The organism is Algoriphagus formosus (assembly GCF_002807035.1).
GTDB lineage: Bacteria > Bacteroidota > Bacteroidia > Cytophagales > Cyclobacteriaceae > Algoriphagus > Algoriphagus formosus.
In genome coordinates, this window is the sequence record NZ_NIUC01000001.1 from 385,906 (window position 1) to 403,710 (window position 17,805).

At 41.5% G+C, this 17,805-nt stretch carries 17 protein-coding genes and 1 riboswitch; of the genes, 16 read left to right on the forward strand and 1 reads right to left on the reverse strand.

Annotated elements, in window-relative coordinates; all coding sequences use genetic code 11:
* Positions 1–11: 11 nt before the first annotated feature.
* The 7 genes from CDH51_RS01775 (at position 12) to CDH51_RS01805 (ending at position 8,526) form a co-directional block, all read left to right on the forward strand.
* A complete protein-coding gene (locus CDH51_RS01775; protein WP_100626976.1) occupies positions 12–956 on the forward strand; it encodes a Rossmann-fold NAD(P)-binding domain-containing protein in 945 nt (314 codons plus the stop codon).
* Positions 957–974: 18 nt separating this feature from the next.
* Entirely contained in the window at positions 975–1,775 is an 801-nt protein-coding gene (argB, locus tag CDH51_RS01780) for an acetylglutamate kinase (protein WP_100626977.1), read from the forward strand.
* Between the two features lie 5 nt (positions 1,776–1,780).
* Positions 1,781–2,854, forward strand: a complete 1,074-nt coding sequence (locus CDH51_RS01785) for a M20 family metallo-hydrolase (RefSeq protein ID WP_100626978.1) — start codon at positions 1,781–1,783, stop codon at positions 2,852–2,854.
* 8 nt (positions 2,855–2,862) lie between these two features.
* Complete coding sequence (argH, locus tag CDH51_RS01790; protein ID WP_100626979.1) at positions 2,863–4,203, forward strand: argininosuccinate lyase; 1,341 nt, start codon at positions 2,863–2,865, stop codon at positions 4,201–4,203.
* Positions 4,204–4,246: 43 nt separating this feature from the next.
* Positions 4,247–5,782, forward strand: a complete 1,536-nt coding sequence (locus tag CDH51_RS01795) for a SulP family inorganic anion transporter (RefSeq protein WP_100626980.1) — start codon at positions 4,247–4,249, stop codon at positions 5,780–5,782.
* A 141-nt stretch (positions 5,783–5,923) separates the two neighbouring features.
* Positions 5,924–6,034: riboswitch (SAM riboswitch) on the forward strand.
* Positions 6,035–6,167: 133 nt separating this feature from the next.
* On the forward strand, positions 6,168–7,472 hold the full coding sequence (locus CDH51_RS01800) for an O-acetylhomoserine aminocarboxypropyltransferase/cysteine synthase family protein (RefSeq protein ID WP_100626981.1): 1,305 nt from the start codon (positions 6,168–6,170) through the stop codon (positions 7,470–7,472).
* A 1-nt stretch (position 7,473) separates the two neighbouring features.
* Positions 7,474–8,526: a homoserine O-acetyltransferase family protein gene (locus CDH51_RS01805; RefSeq protein WP_394335561.1), complete on the forward strand. Its 1,053-nt coding sequence runs from the start codon at positions 7,474–7,476 to the stop codon at positions 8,524–8,526.
* Between the two features lies 1 nt (position 8,527).
* Here CDH51_RS01805 and CDH51_RS01810 read toward each other — a convergent pair whose 3' ends face one another.
* The gene (locus tag CDH51_RS01810; RefSeq protein ID WP_100627780.1) at positions 8,528–8,968 is read right to left on the reverse strand and encodes a DUF2147 domain-containing protein; all 441 of its coding nucleotides are present in this window, start codon (positions 8,966–8,968) and stop codon (positions 8,528–8,530) included.
* A 107-nt stretch (positions 8,969–9,075) separates the two neighbouring features.
* Here CDH51_RS01810 and pdeM point away from each other — a divergent pair, with 107 nt between their 5' ends.
* From pdeM to CDH51_RS01855, 9 genes are all read left to right on the forward strand, one after another.
* Complete coding sequence (gene pdeM, locus CDH51_RS01815) at positions 9,076–9,720, forward strand: ligase-associated DNA damage response endonuclease PdeM (protein ID WP_100626982.1); 645 nt, start codon at positions 9,076–9,078, stop codon at positions 9,718–9,720.
* A gap of 54 nt (positions 9,721–9,774) precedes the next feature.
* Positions 9,775–10,665, forward strand: coding sequence for a cell division protein FtsX (locus CDH51_RS01820; protein ID WP_100626983.1), 891 nt, complete (start codon positions 9,775–9,777; stop codon positions 10,663–10,665).
* Position 10,666: 1 nt separating this feature from the next.
* Positions 10,667–10,885 (forward strand): DUF3098 domain-containing protein, encoded by a 219-nt coding sequence (locus CDH51_RS01825; RefSeq protein WP_100626984.1) that lies wholly within the window; start codon positions 10,667–10,669, stop codon positions 10,883–10,885.
* A 10-nt stretch (positions 10,886–10,895) separates the two neighbouring features.
* Positions 10,896–11,582, forward strand: coding sequence for a tRNA pseudouridine(55) synthase TruB (truB, locus tag CDH51_RS01830; protein WP_100627781.1), 687 nt, complete (start codon positions 10,896–10,898; stop codon positions 11,580–11,582).
* Positions 11,569–12,492 carry a bifunctional riboflavin kinase/FAD synthetase gene (locus CDH51_RS01835; protein ID WP_100626985.1) on the forward strand — a complete coding sequence of 308 codons (924 nt, stop codon included), beginning with the start codon at positions 11,569–11,571 and terminating at the stop codon, positions 12,490–12,492. The genes truB and CDH51_RS01835 overlap by 14 nt, the downstream gene beginning before the upstream one ends.
* Positions 12,493–12,502: 10 nt before the next feature.
* Positions 12,503–13,198 (forward strand): CoA transferase subunit A, encoded by a 696-nt coding sequence (locus CDH51_RS01840; RefSeq protein WP_100626986.1) that lies wholly within the window; start codon positions 12,503–12,505, stop codon positions 13,196–13,198.
* Between the two features lie 26 nt (positions 13,199–13,224).
* Positions 13,225–13,881, forward strand: a complete 657-nt coding sequence (locus CDH51_RS01845; RefSeq protein WP_100626987.1) for a CoA transferase subunit B — start codon at positions 13,225–13,227, stop codon at positions 13,879–13,881.
* A gap of 316 nt (positions 13,882–14,197) precedes the next feature.
* Complete coding sequence (gene gldC / locus CDH51_RS01850) at positions 14,198–14,539, forward strand: gliding motility protein GldC (RefSeq protein ID WP_026945653.1); 342 nt, start codon at positions 14,198–14,200, stop codon at positions 14,537–14,539.
* Between the two features lie 293 nt (positions 14,540–14,832).
* Positions 14,833–17,799: a TonB-dependent receptor gene (locus tag CDH51_RS01855; RefSeq protein ID WP_100626988.1), complete on the forward strand. Its 2,967-nt coding sequence runs from the start codon at positions 14,833–14,835 to the stop codon at positions 17,797–17,799.
* Positions 17,800–17,805: the final 6 nt, after the last annotated feature.

A 17,805-nucleotide genomic window follows, 5' to 3' on the forward strand; every position in this document is an offset into this window, starting at 1 on the left:
CCTTTCAGACTATGAAGAATTTTACTCAATTTGAGTCTTTAGCACTTGGACAAGAACTTATTGATCTTGCAAAATCCTATAAAAATGATTCCCGAAAGGATATAAGTAAAGGGATAGGCAAGCGTGTAGGCTGCATTTTTCTAAACCCATCTCTCCGTACTCGGGTCAGTACCCAAATCGCTGCTCAAAATCTCGGTATGGAGCCAATTGTCTTGAATATGGACAAGGAAGGTTGGGCATTGGAAATGAAAGATGGCGAAGTGATGAATAAAGGCACCGTCGAGCACATTAAAGATGCTGCCGGTGTGTTGGGTACTTATTTTGATGTTTTGGCTATCAGGGCTTTCCCTACTCTAACCCAAAAAAATGAGGATACTGAGGACTTTGTATTGAATCAATTCATCCGTCATTCCGGCATTCCAATCGTTAGCTTGGAATCAGCAATCCGCCATCCTCTTCAAAGTCTGGCAGATATGATTACCATGAAGGAAAATACCCCATCCGGTAAAAGACCAAAAGTCGTTTTGACCTGGGCTCCCCATATCAAAGCCATTCCTCATGCAGTTGCAAATAGCTTCTCCGAATGGGCTTTGGGAATGGAGTATGACTTGACGATTACCCATCCAGAGGGCTATGAGTTGGATGAGAAATTTACAAAAGGAGCCACTTTAGAATATGATCAAAGCAAGGCACTTCAAGACGCTGATTTTGTGTATGTTAAAAACTGGTCATCTTTTAATGATTACGGAAAAATCCACTCTACAGATCCCAGTTGGATGCTAACTGAAGCGCACCTCAGCAAAGCACCTGATGCGAAAGTAATGCATTGCTTGCCAGTGCGAAGGAACTTAGAATTATCAGACGAAATCCTAGATAGTGATCGATCGCTAGTTCAGCGGCAAGCAGAAAACAGAATCTATGCAGCACAAGCTGTTTTAAGCAAAATCATTGGATAATTTTTAAAATCAAAAACTATGAAAATTTCCGTGATCAAAATCGGGGGAAATGTCATTGACCACCCTGAAAAACTGGAAGAATTTTTGGACCAATTTGCCAAATTCCCTGGTAAAAAAATCCTCGTTCACGGAGGTGGTGTGATGGCTTCTAAATTTGGTGAGTCACTTGGAGTCATGCCGGAAATGGTTGACGGACGTAGAATCACCGACCAAGATACATTGGACATTGTGACCATGGTCTACGCCGGGCTAATCAATAAAAATATTGTCGCCAAGCTTCAAGCTCGAGGTGTTAACTCGATGGGAATGACCGGGGCTGACGGTAATGCAATTCAGTCAGAAAAACGACCTGTCAAAGAGATAGATTATGGCTTCGTAGGAGACATAAAAGAAGTAAACTCTCACCTGCTTTCTTATCTACTTCAGGAAGATATCGTACCCGTTTTCTGTGCCATTACACATGATAAAACAGGACAATTATTAAATACAAACGCGGATAGCATTGCTTCTGCCATCGCTACAAATTTGGCTAAAAAGCATCAAGTCAACCTGTATTACTGCTTCAACAAAAGCGGGGTTTTGGTCGATGAGCGAAATGAAAATTCAATCATACCGCTGATCAATGAGGATATTTATGCTGAACTCAGGAAAGAGAATGTCATCCATTCAGGTATGATTCCCAAACTTGACAATGCTTTCGAAGCGCTACAAAAAGGAGTTCACCATGTCTGGATAGGAAAGGCTGAAAATCTTATCCTTTCTACCAAAGGAAAGCTCTCCGGGACCATAATTGAAAAGCATCGCTACGACTTATACTAAAGTTTATGAAGTACAATGAAGAGATTTTTTCCGACTGCATTGATCTGTTGAAGGAGCTAATTGCTACCCCTTCCATTTCCAAGCAGGAAGAAGAAACGGCAACTATTTTGAGCCGATTTTTAATTCAAAATGGAGCAGATATCAACCGTTTTGGAAATAATATCGTGGTGTATCAGAAAAATTACGATCCCCAAAAACCTGATATTTGGCTGAATTCTCACCATGATACCGTATATCCAAATAATGGATATACCCGAAAGCCATTTTCTCCAGATATAGAAGACGGAAAACTTTATGGTCTGGGATCAAATGATGCAGGTGGCTGCTTAGTAAGCTTATTAGCAACCTTTCTCCATCTCTGGAAAGAGGAACTGCCGTTCAATTTGGTTTTTATTGCTTCTGCTGAAGAGGAGATTTCAGGAAAAAAGGGGATGGAACTAGTGGTCAAAAATCTAAAACCTGCCGATCTCGCTATAGTGGGAGAACCTACCCAGATGAAAATGGCTTTGGCAGAAAAAGGATTGGTCGTGATAGATGCAGAAGTAACCGGTAAATCAGGTCATGCTGCCCGAGACGAAGGGGTTAATGCCATTTATCTCGCGATGGAAGATATTCTGAAAATCAGAGATTTCAAATTTAAAAGGCAATCTCAATACTTAGGAAATACCAAAGTTTCTGCTACGATTATTTCCGCAGGAAAACAACATAATGTCGTCCCAGATAAGTGTACCTATACGCTCGATGTGCGGGTGACTGACGCTTACACTTTGGAGGAAGCCATAGAGGAGCTTCAAGTGGGATTGCATGCCAAACTCACACCCCGATCACTTCGATTGAATAGCACACGTCCTTTGGACGGTCATCCGATTATGAAAGCAGCTATTAAATGTGGTATAGAGACTTTTGGAAGTCCTACCCTTTCGGATCAGGCACTTATCCCCTATCCATCCATCAAAATCGGCCCCGGTGATTCTGCAAGATCTCACTCTGCAGACGAGTTCATTTACATCGAGGAGATAGAAAAAGGAGTGTTAGGTTACTTGCTCCTTTTAGAAAAATACGTACAGCTTATAAAATAACCCGCAATATGAAGATTTGGCAGAAAGCCAGTGGCAATAAGAAGGAAGTAGAAGAATTCACGATAGGAAGAGATCCGGAATTTGATTTGATTTTGGCTCCTTTTGATGTGCTTGGATCCATGGCTCACGCCAAAATGCTTTTCAAAATCGGCTTGCTTACAGAAGAAGAAAATAAGCAGTTGCAAGACGGCCTGAAAACGATCTATTTGGAAATTGAGCAAGGCAAATTTTCCATAGATCCAGGAATCGAAGATGTTCATTCTCAGGTGGAGTTTCTATTGACTCAGCGACTTGGAGATGTTGGAAAAAAGCTTCATTCTGGCCGAAGCCGAAATGACCAGGTTCTCGTTGATTTGAAGCTGTATTACCGATCTGCAATCCGTGAATTGGTTGAATCAATTGAGGAGTTGGGCGAACTCCTAGCCCATCTTTCGGAGAAACATCAGGAAGACCTAATGCCGGGATACACTCATACCCAATTGGCCATGCCTTCTAGCTTTGGGCTTTGGTTTTCCTCTGTTTTGGAAGGGCTAAGTGAAGACCTAGCGCTTTTAAAAGCAGCTTTTGATTTATCCGATAAAAATCCATTGGGATCCGCGGCTGGATATGGTTCAAGCTTTCCTTTAGACAGAACTTACACTACCCGATTATTGGGATTCTCAGACTTACATCACAATGTGATCAACGCACAAAATAGCCGTGGAAAGACGGAAAGAACCCTTTCTTTTGCCCTGGCAGGAATTGCAGCAACACTGAATCGTCTTGCAGACGATGTTTGTCTGTTTATGAATCAGCATTTTGGGTTTATAAGTTTTCCGGATGAACTCACCACTGGTTCGAGTATCATGCCTCACAAGAAAAATCCTGATGTATTTGAACTGATTCGTGCCAAAACAAACCAAATTCAATCCATTCCTCAGACTATTTCGATGATTTTGACCAATTCCACGACTGGCTATCATCGTGATTTACAACTTTTGAAGGAGGAAATTTTCCCTGGACTCGAGAGTCTTAAAAGCTGCGTAGAAATGTCCACTTTCATGCTTAAGGATATTCAAATCAAAAAGGATGTCCTGAATGACAAGTTTTATCAGCATGTATTCTCCGTGGAGGTTGTCAATGATTTAGTATTAAGTGGAATGCCATTTAGAGATGCCTATAAAAAGGTAGGTTTGGATATAGAATCCGGTGATTTTGCACCTGATCAAAGTACTGTTTCCCATACCCATGAGGGAAGCATTGGCAATCTTTGCTTGCCTGCCATTCAAACCAAATTCAAAACTGCCCTAGATTCCTTTGACTTTACCGCAATTGACACTGCCTTTGGAGAACTTTTGAGCCCTAGTTGAACGTCTATTTGATATAATAAACTTTTCAACCCACACGGCTCATATGGCTCAGACCATCACCAAAAACATCATAAAGAATGACTTGAAGGCCTCGCTTGTGGTCTTTTTGGTGGCATTGCCTTTATGTTTGGGGATTGCAGTGGCAAGTGGTGCTCCGCCCTTGGCAGGTTTGATTGCCGGAATAATCGGAGGGATTGTCATCGGAAGTATTTCAGGCTCCCATGTAAGTGTCAGTGGACCCGCTGCAGGGCTTACGGTGGTTGTTTTGGATTCGATTTCCAGTTTGGGAAGTTTCGAGCTTTTTCTAGGCACAGTTGTGATCGCAGGACTTATCCAGATGATTCTAGGTTTTGCCAAGGCTGGGGTTTTGGGATATTATTTTCCTCATTCTGTGATCAAAGGAATGCTTACTGCCATCGGCCTCATCCTGATCATCAAGCAAATACCCCATGGCCTCGGCTGGGATAAGGAAGCAATGAATCCTGCAACTATGGAGAGTAGCAGCTCCTTTGTGGAAACCTGGCTTGCCATTCAAAATTTTAGCATTGGAGCTATCCCAATCACTCTGATTTCACTCCTCATACTATACTTTTTTGATAGACCCAAAATAAAAGGTCATAAACTGATAGGTTTAATTCCTGGCGCACTTTGGGTGGTAGTTTTGGGAGTTTTGATGAATAAATTATACCAAATCTTTCTTCCCGATTGGATTCAAAGCGGTAGACTTTTGGTAAATATTCCGATTGCTGGAAACTTAGCCGAAATGGCGAGCTTATTAACTTTTCCTGATTTTTCAGCTATCAACACCTCTAATTTCTGGATTATCGCTGTGACAATAGCTGTGATTGCCAGCATTGAAACGCTCCTTAGTATCGAAGCCGGAGATAAGATGGATCCGGAAAAGCGAATTACTCCCACCTCACGAGAGCTTGTAGCACAGGGAGTTGGGAATTCTATTTCGGGATTAATTGGAGGGCTCCCCGTTACTGCTGTGATTGTTCGGACATCTGCTAATATTGGAGCTGGGGCTAAAACCAAACTATCAGCAATTTTTCATGGAGTCCTGATATTTATTTTGGTACTAACTATACCAGAAATCTTGAACCAAATCCCCTTAAGTTGTCTTGCTGCCATCCTAATTATGGTCGGCTATAAATTGGCAAAGCCTTCTGTATTTATCGACGAGTACCTTAAAGGAAAAAGTCAGTTTATTCCATTTATAGTCACCGTCATCGCTATTTTACTGACAAATCTGCTAGTGGGAATCGGTATAGGTTTGGTGGTTGGATTTTTCTTCATCATTCAGGCTAACTACCATAAAACGGTCACCCTGTCAGAGGATAAAGGAGTTTATGTACTTAAGCTTCAGAAACAAGTGTCCTATTTAAACAAAGCTCCACTGATGAAAGCTTTAGAGTCTATTCCGGATGGAAGTGAGGTCCTAATCAATGCTACCAAAGCTAAGTTTATCGATAAGGATATCGAAGAAATCCTGAATGATTTTATTAGCTCTTCTGCTCAAAAATCAATTGATGTAAAAACCAAAGGTTTCAAATACAACCTGAAGGAGTTTCATTAAATAGTTAAGCCACTTATGTCCTTCCGACATAAAGAAGTGAACTATCACTTTTAAAAATTTAGCATTAAATTATCCGAAACGCTTTGAAATCTTAAAACTCAGCGTTTAATTTGCTACATCCTTATACTTTTTGAGTGTGAGGATTTATAAAGAAGAGGCGAGAGACAGGCTCATTGACCCTCTGGCAACCTTCCAAAGTGGAAAGGTGCCAATTCCTGCCGATTGAGGTATTCTCATTCGGAAATATAAATTCTTCGCAAATGATTACACACAACACCTTCTCTCTCATTTTATCACTTTCTTCTGAAATCGCTTTTCGCGAACAGGATTGCTATTAGCAATGCTGAATAATTTGTAAATCTTAATCCTTTAAACCCTATAAATTATGTCTGCTAACTATCATTTTGAAACTCTTCAGTTACATGCTGGTCAAGAACCTGACCCAACAACCAATTCAAGGGCTGTACCCATTTATCAAACTACCTCCTACACCTTCAATTCCGCTGAGCACGGAGCCAATCTTTTTGGGTTGAAAGAATTTGGGAATATCTATACCCGAATCATGAACCCGACCAACGATGTCTTCGAGAAGCGCGTAGCAGCACTTGAAGGAGGAGTAGCTGCTTTGGCTACATCCTCTGGTCAAGCAGCTCAGTTTTTGGCTTTAAACAACATTCTTCAAGCAGGGGACAATTTCGTATCCACATCTTACCTCTACGGTGGCACTTACAATCAATTTAAAGTTGCTTTTAAGCGTATTGGTATTGAAGCTCGATTTGCCAAAGGAAATGCTCCTGAAAACTTCGAGGCATTGATCGATGAAAAAACGAAGGCGATTTATCTAGAGACAATTGGTAACCCGGAATTTAACATTCCAGATTTTGAAGCCATTGCCCAGGTGGCAAAGAAGCGTGACATTCCTTTGATTGTTGACAACACCTTCGGAGCTGGAGGCTTTCTGTGCAGACCACTCGACCATGGAGCAAATATCGTCACCGCTTCGGCTACCAAGTGGATTGGTGGACATGGCACGTCAGTCGGTGGCGTCATAGTGGATGGTGGTAATTTCAATTGGGGAAATGGTAAGTTTCCGCAATTTTCTGAGCCTTCTGAGGGCTATCATGGACTCAATTTCTGGGAAGTGTTTGGTGAGGGAAATCCACTTGGCTTACCCAATATAGCTTTTGCTATTCGCGCTAGAGTTGAAGGTCTTCGGGATTTTGGACCTTCTCAGAGCCCATTCAATTCTTTCTTGCTCTTGCAAGGACTGGAAACTTTGTCTTTGCGTGTCGAGCGAACTACTCAAAATGCCCTTGCACTCGCAGAATGGCTTGAAAACCATCCCAAGGTGAAGAAAGTGAATTACCCTGGCCTGAAATCATCTCCTTATAATGACCTGGCGAAAAAATACTTGAGAAATGGATTTGGTGGAGTGCTAAGTTTTGAAGTAGCAGGTGATAAGGAAAAAGCTACCAAAGTCATTGATTCCTTGCAACTGATCTCCCACCTAGCCAATGTAGGCGATGCTAAAACTCTCATCATTCAACCATCAGCTACTACGCATCAGCAGCTCAGCGATGAAGAGCAACTAGCTGCCGGAGTAACACCAAGCTTGTTGAGATTATCCGTTGGTTTTGAACACATTGAAGATCTGAAAGCAGATTTGCAGCAGGCTTTTGACCAAGTATAAAATGACTGAAAAGTTAACAATACCTTCTATTGAAATGCGTACGGAATCCTTTATATCCCAGACTCCATTTGAATTGGAGTCTGGGAAAGTTCTCCCTGAGCTCGAACTGACCTACACCACCTACGGGAGTCTGAATGCCGAGCAAAACAATGTAGTTTGGGTAGTTCATGCCTTGACTGGAGATTCTAAGGTAGGCGAATGGTGGAATGGTATGGTGGGAGAAGATCAATTTTATGATCCTTCAAATTACTTTATCATTTGTGTCAATTTACCGGGTTCTTGCTATGGTTCAACCAGTCCCCTTTCCATCAACTCAAACACAGGTGATGCCTACTATTATGATTTTCCTTTCCTATCTACAAGGGATATGGCTCGAGCTTTAGATTTGGTCAGGGAAGGATTAGGAATTAGGTCAATCCACACGCTTTTAGGCGGCTCACTTGGAGGTCAGGTAGCATTGGAATGGGCCTATTTGCTAAGAGAGAACTTGAAAAATCTAGTCATTTTGGCATCCACTGCTAAGTCCTCTCCTTGGGTGGTAGGATTCAATGAAACACAACGGATGGCTATCGAGTCGGATTGTACCTGGGGTGAGAAATCTCCTGAAGCAGGAAGGGCTGGACTGGAAACTGCAAGAGCGATTGCGATGCTTAGCTATCGGCATCCTTCAGATTTTGAGCGAAAACAGCAGAGTCCTGAGGGAACTGTCGATGGATTTCGAGCTGCCACTTATTTAAGGTATCAAGGACAAAAACTAGGGAAAAGATTTACCGCGCTCTCCTATTGGGTGCTGAGCAAAGCCATGGATAGTCATGATTTGGGAAGAGGAAGGGAAAGTCTAGAGAAAGCACTGAAAAAAATAAAAGCCCGCACATTGGCAGTTGGTGTTGATTCGGATTTGCTTTTTTTACCTCAAGAATCACAATTTATCGCCAATCACATTCCAAAAGGAAGTTATCGCGAAATCAAATCCACAGCAGGTCATGATGCCTTCCTGATTGAGTTTGAACAGCTGCAATATATTCTGCGCTCCTTTTACCTGAATGCTGATTGAATTAGGGCTTTTCTGCACGGGTCCACTCGACTGTGCGACCGATCCATGAGAACCCCATAAAGCCAGTTACTTCCAAAGTATCCATAGAAAGCAGCTTGAGTTCGCATGAATAGGTATTACCGGATTTCGGATCGTAAATTTTCCCACCTTTCCAGAGCCCATTCTTGTAGCTTAGCCCCTCTAAAATTGTCAAACCCATAAGGGGTCTATTTTTCAATTTATCATTGTCATTTTGCTCATCCATGGCCGGAACTCCATTTTTTTCCGGTTCGAGGAGCCAAGAGATTTTCCCCATAAACTTATCGCCGCTTTTCGTAATGATCACCTTGGCAGTTTTTTCTGTATTGTACCAAACTCCAAGAATATCATTTTCGCTTTGAGCCCAAACTTGTGAGGAAAGCAAGAATAAAATAAGAATTGAAGCAAATTGACGGACTCTCATAAAATTGAACAGATCGTTAATAAAAATCATTTTAGCTTTGACAGCTAAGTAAAAATAACTATTTCCACGAATTTTAGGTGGTTTGAGGTAAAAGGAATTCCTAATCGATGCAGATAATACATAATCATTGTGTTTTAGAGCTTTTGAAAGAACGTGCTATTTGGTGGGAGCAAAAGCGAATGCTATTTATTTCAGATCTCCACTATGGCAAAGCTGCTCACTTTAGAAAGTCCGGGATTCCGATACCAGAACCCATTCACGAGAAAGATCTTCTGAGATTGGATCAGCTTTTCTCAAAGTATCTTCCTCAAGAGGTTTATTTTTTAGGTGATCTTTTTCATAGCGATTGGAATTTGAGTTGGGATGAATTGATGAATTTTTTGAAAGGATATCCTTCCATCAATTTTCACCTGGTGAAAGGAAATCATGATGTGTTGCCAAGTTTTCGGTATGAAAACTCCCCCATTCAATTGGATCATCAACCCGTTTTCATCGATTCCCTAGTTCTATCGCATGAGCCTTTAGAATCCATAGAAGAAGGCTTTTTGAATCTCTGCGGGCACATTCATCCGGGTGTAAGACTTAGAGGAATGGGTCGTCAATCCCTTCGCGTACCTTGTTTCTACAAAATGGAAAATCAATTAATCCTCCCGGCATTTGGAGAATTTACCGGGCTTGCTCTCATGCAAAGTCAAAGTGGCACCGAAATCTATGGAGTAACTCCCAGCAAGGTAATTCCTATCCTTTCTTAAAATGATTGGCAAAATCCTTGGGGATGTTTAGCTTTGATCAGAAATTCATCGTAGATGGCAACTTACCCTAGGAAAAAGAAGAGACTCGGACAGTTTAAATTTGGAAGTGTGCTGTTCAGTACCACACTTTCTTTATTTATAGTCGGTCTTTTTGGAGTGATCTTGATTCAGGCCAAAGGTCTGACCAGCATGATTCGTGAGAACATAGAAATGCAGGTTTTTTTAGATAAAAATCTGAGTGAAGCCGAATTGGAATCGCTTGAAACCAATCTTAAAAATCGACCCTTTGTGCTTAGAAAGGCTGATTCTGTAGTCTTTCGCTTTATATCAGATGAAGAAGCAGCACAAACTTTCATAGAAAGTACCGGTGAAGATTTCACTCAATTTCTAGAAGATAATCCCCTGAGAGATAGCTTCGTTTTCACCTTGGCAGAGGAGTTTCAGACTTCCGAACAAATCGAACAAATCAGCCAAGAAATTCAGTCTGCACCGGGTGTTTTCGAGGTTTCTTACATGACCGACCTAGTCGATTCGATCAACAAGAATCTATTGAAAATCAGTCTGGTAATGGGAGGTTTCATCCTCATATTGGTAATCACTGTAGTGATGTTGATTAATAATACCATCCGCCTGGCGCTTTTCTCCCAGCGATTCTTGATCCGATCCATGCAATTGGTTGGCGCGACTCGTGGCTTTATCCGAAAGCCTTTCCTCATCCGAGCATGGGTATTCGGAATGATTGCCGGATTGGTAGCTTCCTTGATACTATTTGGATTGATCTCCTACACACGAACTGCGATAGAGGGCTTTGCCCTTCTGCAAAATGAAGAGCTTCTCTTGATCCTTTTTGGAGTCTTGATCGTTTCAGGAGGTATTCTTTCGTTTTTCAGCACCCTTCGTGCTGTCAATAAATACTTAAACATGTCTTTGGACGAATTGTACTAATATGAGCAAAGCAGCTTTTCCCTTTTCCAGAAAAAATTACAAGTTGATGTTTATCGGCATCGGTCTAATTATTTTAGGTTTTGTACTGATTGGGCTTGATCCTGAGCCACATGGAAATGGGGTTTTAGGATTGACCATCGGACCAATTGTAACTTTAGCCGGATTCATTTTTGAGATCTATGCAATCCTGGCCAAGTCGGAATCCAACAAAGCCAGTTAATCAAAAAATCATGCAAGAAGCACCTTATGGTGAAGTTTTTTTGGTGGACAAACCTCTGGAATGGACCTCTTTTGACGCTGTCAAAAAAATCAGGAATGCCCTTAAAATCAAAAAAGTAGGCCATGCGGGGACATTAGATCCATTGGCAACTGGACTTTTGATAATTTGTGCGGGGAAAATGACCAAGCAAATCGAAAGTTTCATGGGGCAGGAAAAAGAGTACACCGGAACTTTTGTTTTGGGAAAGACCACTGAATCTTTTGATCTCGAAAAGCCTATCGAAGAGGTAAAAGATCCCTCAAACATTAGCAAAGAAGAACTTCTTGAAGCTGTAAAAAAACTCACAGGAAGTATAGAGCAAATCCCTCCGATGCATTCCGCAATAAAAGTAGATGGAAAGCGAGTATATGAAGCTGCACGCGCCGGAAAAACAGTTGAAATCAAAGCCAGGACGGTGGAAGTTCGGGAATTTGAGATAACCCGCTTTGATAATCCTGAAGTAGATTTTCGAATCTCCTGCTCCAAAGGCACCTATATCCGAAGTCTTGCTAGAGACCTTGGTGAACTACTTGATGTCGGCGCTTATCTCAAAAATCTCAGGAGAACGCGAATCGGAGACCACCGGATAGAAAATGCCGAAAATCTTTTGGAACTTGTAGCAAAAATCAAAGCCCGAAGAGAAAATGAAAATCTATGAGGGACTGAGCCAATTTGAAAATGTGCCTAATCCCGTGGTCACAAGCGGGACCTTCGATGGGGTGCATCTCGGTCATCAAAAAATTTTACAGAGGATCAGAGAAATCGCCAAATCCATCAAAGGGGAAACTATTTTACTTACTTTTTGGCCACATCCCCGGTTGGTACTTTATCCAAAAGAACACAATCTTCGATTACTTTCCACTTTCGAAGAAAAGGCTAAGCTTCTGCGTCAGTTTGGAATAGATCACTTGATCAGCATTCCATTCACCAAGGAATTTTCGCAGCTGACATCTCAGGAGTTTATTCAAAACATTTTGGTAGATAAGATCAAGACCAAAAAACTGGTGATCGGATATGACCACAGATTTGGTAAAAATCGAGAAGGTTCATTTGAATACCTTCAGCAGCATTCAGGTGAATTCGGTTTTGACTTAGAAGAAATCAGCCGACAAGATGTGGATGAAATTGGCGTATCCAGCACCAAAATTCGGAATGCGCTCGAGTCAGGTGACATTATCACTGCCAATAATTTCCTCGGAAGACCTTATGAATTGAATGGTCTGGTAATCAAAGGGCAACAGATTGGTAGGTCTATTGGATTCCCAACAGCCAATGTTCATATTCCAAACAGTTACAAACTGATTCCAAAAGATGGCGTTTATGCAGTAGAAGCCTCAGTAAATGGAAGTTTGTATAAAGCCATGCTCAATATTGGAAACCGTCCCACAGTAGATGGGAGCAGTAAAAGTGTGGAGACGCATTTATTTGATTTTGAAGGCGATCTTTACGATAAACAGATCACTATTTACTTGAGAGATTATCTACGAGAGGAGCAAAAATTCGAAAGCTTGGAAGCCTTAAAGTCACAGTTGCTGATCGATCAGCAAAGAGCCAAAATGATACTATAAACCCAAAATCATGATAAATAAAACTGTAAAAGATGCGAATGAAGCCGTGCAGGATATCCCCAGCGGTGCTTTTTTGATGATGGGAGGATTTGGATTGAGCGGAATACCCGAAAACTGTATCTCTGCCCTACTCCAACGTGATATCAAAGACCTCACCATTGTATCCAATAATGCCGGAGTGGATGACTTCGGGATCGGTTTGCTTTTGCAAAAGCGTATGGTGAAAAAAATGATCTCCAGCTACGTGGGAGAAAATGCCGAGTTTGAGCGTCAGTTGCTCAGTGGAGAACTAGAGGTTGATCTGATCCCACAAGGAACGCTGGCAGAACGCGTCCGAGCAGGCGGTGCAGGAATCCCGGCATTCTTTACTCCTGCTGGAGTGGGAACTGAAGTAGCAGAAGGAAAGGAAATACGCGAATTTGATGGAAAGCTTTATTTGATGGAGCGTTGGTTGCGTTCAGATTTTTCATTGGTAAAGGCTTGGAAAGGTGACACAGCTGGAAATTTGATTTTCAAAGGAACTGCCAGAAACTTTAATCCAATGATGGCTGCAGCTGGCAAAATCACGATTGCTGAAGTGGAAGAATTAGTACCTGCCGGTGAATTGGATCCCAATCAAATTCATACACCCGGTATTTATGTGCAACGTATTTTCGAAGGAAAGAACTACGAAAAGCGTATCGAACAGCGAACTGTGAGATCCTGATTTTTATATACCCAAAGACCTGAAAAATGCTTAAAAAACAACAAATAGCCCAAAGAATAGCCAAAGAGGTCAAAAATGGCCAATACATTAACCTAGGAATAGGTATTCCTACCTTGGTTGCCAATTATATCCCTGAAGATTTGGAGATAGTACTTCAGTCCGAAAATGGACTTTTGGGGATAGGCCCCTTCCCTACTGAAGAGCAAATTGACCCGGATTTAATAAATGCAGGAAAGCAAACCATCACCATGGTGAAAGGCTCTGTACTTTTCAATTCGGCCGAGTCCTTTGCGATGATCCGAGGAGGACATGTACATTTGACTATCCTAGGAGCGATGGAAGTCTCTGAGAATGGGGATATCGCCAACTGGAAGATTCCCGGGAAAATGGTAAAAGGAATGGGTGGAGCAATGGATTTGGTGGCTTCTGCCGAAAATATCATTGTCGCGATGCAACACTGCTCAAAAAGTGGTGAATCTAAACTTTTAAAGTCTTGCTCCCTACCAATTACAGGAATTCGCTGTGTGAAAAAGATCGTGACGGATTTGGCTGTATTAGAAGTTGATCCTGAGGGAGGATTTATTTTGAAAGAGCGAGCTCCAGGAGTAAGCGTGGAAGAAATTAAGTCCAAAACCGAGGGGAAATTAATTGTAAAAGGAGAAATTCCAGAAATGGAGTTTTAAAATGGAACCTGCAAAGGTCAAAGTCGGTTGTTGCCCAAAATTAGAGATATGAAATCGAGCATAGCAGATTCTTCATACCCTGTTATGCTTCTAGATATCGGGGAGAACATGCGACCTGTCTGACGCCAGGCAGGGATTCCATCCCGACTTTCTGTACGGGACAGGTTGTGGCAACTGATAATCAAATTAAAATCACATGAAATCGAGCCTGCCTGAAGCAGACAGGCATGTCTAAATCAACATACACTAATATGCCCCAATGATTTGAGGAAGCAAGCGAGATTCCATATGGCCTTTATGAAAAAATTATAATCATATGAAAAAATCAGAAATCAATTTTCAAGTCAATCTAGACGATCAAAACCTTCCGAAAGAAATTCTCTGGAGTGCTACAGATAAAGAGGATGAAGGAATGGAATCCACCAAAAGCATCAGTGTCAATGTTTGGGATAATCTAAATCAAAGTACCCTTAGAATTGACTTATGGACTGATGAAATGTCGGTAGTTGAAATGAAGAGATTTTATATAGACGTCATTGGAGGAATGGCCCAGACTATACTTAACAGTACAGGTGATGAGTATATGTCCGAGGAGATGAAAGATCTCTGCGATAGACTTGTCAGGCATGTCAATGAAGAAAATGCCAAAAACAAGTGATGAAATTTAGAAAGTCTGAAATAAATCAGACTTTTTTTTGTGCCTATTGGAATTTAAGATTTTCTAATAAAAAACGACTCTTTTTTTCAAATCACTAATTTTTAATTCGATTAGTTAACTGATTATTGAATTAGCTTACAAGTTTCCTAATCATCCAATATATTTTCCACTTAAGAGGCAAATGTTTTTCTTTTCAATTTGATTGAATATTCACTTTTTACTATAAATTTCGAGTAGAAAAGCAGCTATCACCCAAAGGCTGTAAGCTTTATTCACTAAATCCAAAATCGCCTATGAGCAATTTTACCAAAAATCTCGGTAGAAGCATGCTGACATGTTTCTTATTGGTTTCCCTAGGGGTAGGGTCAGTTTTTGCCCAGACGACCATCTCAGGAACGGTCGTTGATGCAGATACAAAAGAAACCCTTGTAGGGGTAAACATTATCGTCAAAGGAAAAGTGATCGGTACGATCTCTGACTTGGATGGTAATTTTACGCTAAATGTGAACCAAGAACCTCCATTTACCCTCATATTTTCTATGGTTGGCTACAGTAGCCAAGAAGTAGAAATTACGGGAGGTATCAGTAATTTAGAAATTGAACTTGCTGAATCCACAGTACTTGGACAGGAAGTAGTAATCTCGGCCTCTAGGGTTGAGGAAAGCGTGATGAAGTCTCCTGTTTCAGTAGAAAAAATGGATATCATCGCAATTAGAGAAGCACCACAAGCTAGTTTCTATGATGCATTGAATAATCTTAAAGGCGTAGAGATGAGTACCCAGTCTCTTACCTTTAAATCATTCAATACCCGTGGCTTCAACGCCAATGGTAACGTCAGAACCGTACAAATGATCGACGGAATGGACAATCAGGCTCCAGGCTTGAATTTCGCTGTTGGTAACATTGTAGGTATTTCAGAATTGGATTTGGAAAGTGTCGAACTACTTCCAGGTGCATCTTCAGCCCTTTACGGACCGAATGCTATCAACGGTATTTTATTGATGAATTCAAAAAATCCATTCCAGTATCAGGGGCTTTCTGCGAGTGTTCGTACCGGTATTATGGATGAAGGAAATCGTTCCAATCCTACTACTGGTTTTTATGATTTCTCAGCGAGATATGCAAAAGCATTCAACGATAAGGTGGCTTTCAAAGTAAACGTACAATACCTTAAAGCTGATGACTGGCAGGCAAATGACTTCAGAGATCAATCTTTATTGAATGGATTCGGTATCGAAAATGGTACTCGTGCAAATAACCCAGGTTATAATGGGGTAAACGCTTACGGTGACGAAACCAATGTCAATATGTTCTCAGTAGCCCAAGGAATGGTAGCTGCTGGTGCATTACCTGAAGCAGCTTTGGGAATCATACCGACTGATGTTGCTGTTTCTCGAACTGGCTATCTAGAGCGTGAGGTTGCTGATTATGGAACCACTTCACTTAAATTGAATGCTGCTTTACACTGGAGAATCAATGATAGAGTTGAAGCAATTTTGCAAGGTAATTATGGTTTCGGTACTACGGTATACACCGGCGCGGACCGTTATTCAATTGCTAATTTCAACTTGGGCCAGTACAAAGCAGAGCTTCGTGGATCTAACTGGTACTTGCGTGCTTATACCACTCAAGAGCGTTCCGGTGATTCTTATGCAGTAGGTATTGCTGCTCAAGGTATCAACGAGGCTTGGAAGCCATCTACATTATGGTTCCCTCAATATGTAGGAGCCTATGCACAGGCGATTCAAGGTGGGCTTTCTCCAGAGCAGGCTCATGGAGCAGCAAGAGCGTTTGCTGATCAGGGTAGATTTATGCCTGGTTCTACTGAGTTTAGACAAGCTTTGGCTGATGTGACATCTCGTCCTATTCCTGGAAATGCTTCTGGAGTCGGTGCTCGATTCGTAGACAAGACTAACCTTTACCATGTGGAAGGGTCTTACAACCTTTCTGAAGACATCAAATTCGCTGAGTTTGTGGTAGGTGCCAACTATAGAGTGTATCAGCTTAACTCTGAAGGAACGCTTTTCGCAACTGACGAAAATGGTAATGAGTTTAACATCCGTGAATTTGGTGGATACATCCAAGGGTCTAAGAGCCTATTTGACGATCGATTCAAATTGACTGCATCCCTTCGATATGATAAGAATGAGAATTTCAATGGTCAGTGGTCTCCAAGAGTTTCAGGAGTTTATTCTGTAGGAAATCACAATTTCAGAGCATCTTATCAGACTGGTTTCCGAATTCCAACTACTCAGGATCAGTACATTGATCTTTTGACTCCACAAGCGAGACTATTGGGTGGTCTTCCTTTATTCAGAGACCGCTATAACTTCAATACTAACCCAGTTTACTCTCTAGCTACAGTGACTCAATTTGGAGGTGCTGTTCAACAGACAGCAAGTAGTCAACCTGTTATTGACCAAGCAACCCAGTTAGCAATCCAACAACTTGTCGCCCAAGGAGTTACACCGACTCCAGACCTCGTTCGTTCACTTGCTACACAAATTGCAATTGGAATTGCTGCTGATACTAACCAAGATCTCTTACAGGAGTTTAATTTGACCCAATTCCAGCCTGAAAGAGTGAAATCATTTGAAGTTGGTTACAAAGGCCTATTCGGTAATAGATTGCTAGTTGATACTTATGCATACTTCAATCGCTTCGAAAACTTCATTGGAGGCCAAGTCTTGGTTCAGGATGCAAATCCTGAACCCGGGAATCCGGCGTCAGATTTAGGGATTAATTTATTAAGTGCCAATACCAGAAACGTTTATTCTATACCAGTAAATAGATCCGAGACCATCAATTCTTGGGGATGGGCATTGGGACTTGATTATAAACTTCCTAAAGGCTATAGCCTAGGAGGTAACGTGTCTTACAATACCCTTTCAAATCTTGAAGAACTTGCGGAGACTGGTTTCCAGCCTTCATTCAATACTCCTGAATATCGATATGTATTAAACTTTGCAAATAGAGAAGTGATCGATAATCTAGGCTTTGCTTTGGCTTACAGATGGCAAGGAGAATTTGTATGGCAGTCTTCTTTCGTAGGACCTGCAGTTTCTTCTCAGCAGCTTTCAGTGATGCCTGCGTTTGGTACTTTCGATGCACAGATCAGCTATAAGTTGAAAAGCTTGAAGTCAATCTTGAAAGTGGGTGGATCCAACCTATTCAGCAATGGCTATCGCCAAGCTTGGGGTAACCCAACAGTTGGAACCATGTACTTCGTAAGCTTGACCTTCGATGAGTTCTTGAATTAATAACCA

Coding starts and splice junctions, on each gene's coding strand:
- CDH51_RS01855 (WP_100626988.1), top strand. CDS start 14,833: ATGAGCAATTTTACCAAAAATCTCGGTAGAAGCATGCTGACATGTTTC.
- CDH51_RS01785 (WP_100626978.1), top strand. CDS start 1,781: ATGAAGTACAATGAAGAGATTTTTTCCGACTGCATTGATCTGTTGAAG.
- CDH51_RS01820 (WP_100626983.1), top strand. CDS start 9,775: ATGGCAACTTACCCTAGGAAAAAGAAGAGACTCGGACAGTTTAAATTT.
- CDH51_RS01795 (WP_100626980.1), top strand. CDS start 4,247: ATGGCTCAGACCATCACCAAAAACATCATAAAGAATGACTTGAAGGCC.
- CDH51_RS01845 (WP_100626987.1), top strand. CDS start 13,225: ATGCTTAAAAAACAACAAATAGCCCAAAGAATAGCCAAAGAGGTCAAA.
- CDH51_RS01775 (WP_100626976.1), top strand. CDS start 12: ATGAAGAATTTTACTCAATTTGAGTCTTTAGCACTTGGACAAGAACTT.
- CDH51_RS01825 (WP_100626984.1), top strand. CDS start 10,667: ATGAGCAAAGCAGCTTTTCCCTTTTCCAGAAAAAATTACAAGTTGATG.
- CDH51_RS01805 (WP_394335561.1), top strand. CDS start 7,474: ATGACTGAAAAGTTAACAATACCTTCTATTGAAATGCGTACGGAATCC.
- CDH51_RS01835 (WP_100626985.1), top strand. CDS start 11,569: ATGAAAATCTATGAGGGACTGAGCCAATTTGAAAATGTGCCTAATCCC.
- gldC (WP_026945653.1), top strand. CDS start 14,198: ATGAAAAAATCAGAAATCAATTTTCAAGTCAATCTAGACGATCAAAAC.
- argB (WP_100626977.1), top strand. CDS start 975: ATGAAAATTTCCGTGATCAAAATCGGGGGAAATGTCATTGACCACCCT.
- truB (WP_100627781.1), top strand. CDS start 10,896: ATGCAAGAAGCACCTTATGGTGAAGTTTTTTTGGTGGACAAACCTCTG.
- pdeM (WP_100626982.1), top strand. CDS start 9,076: ATGCAGATAATACATAATCATTGTGTTTTAGAGCTTTTGAAAGAACGT.
- argH (WP_100626979.1), top strand. CDS start 2,863: ATGAAGATTTGGCAGAAAGCCAGTGGCAATAAGAAGGAAGTAGAAGAA.
- CDH51_RS01840 (WP_100626986.1), top strand. CDS start 12,503: ATGATAAATAAAACTGTAAAAGATGCGAATGAAGCCGTGCAGGATATC.
- CDH51_RS01810 (WP_100627780.1), bottom strand. CDS start 8,968: ATGAGAGTCCGTCAATTTGCTTCAATTCTTATTTTATTCTTGCTTTCC.
- CDH51_RS01800 (WP_100626981.1), top strand. CDS start 6,168: ATGTCTGCTAACTATCATTTTGAAACTCTTCAGTTACATGCTGGTCAA.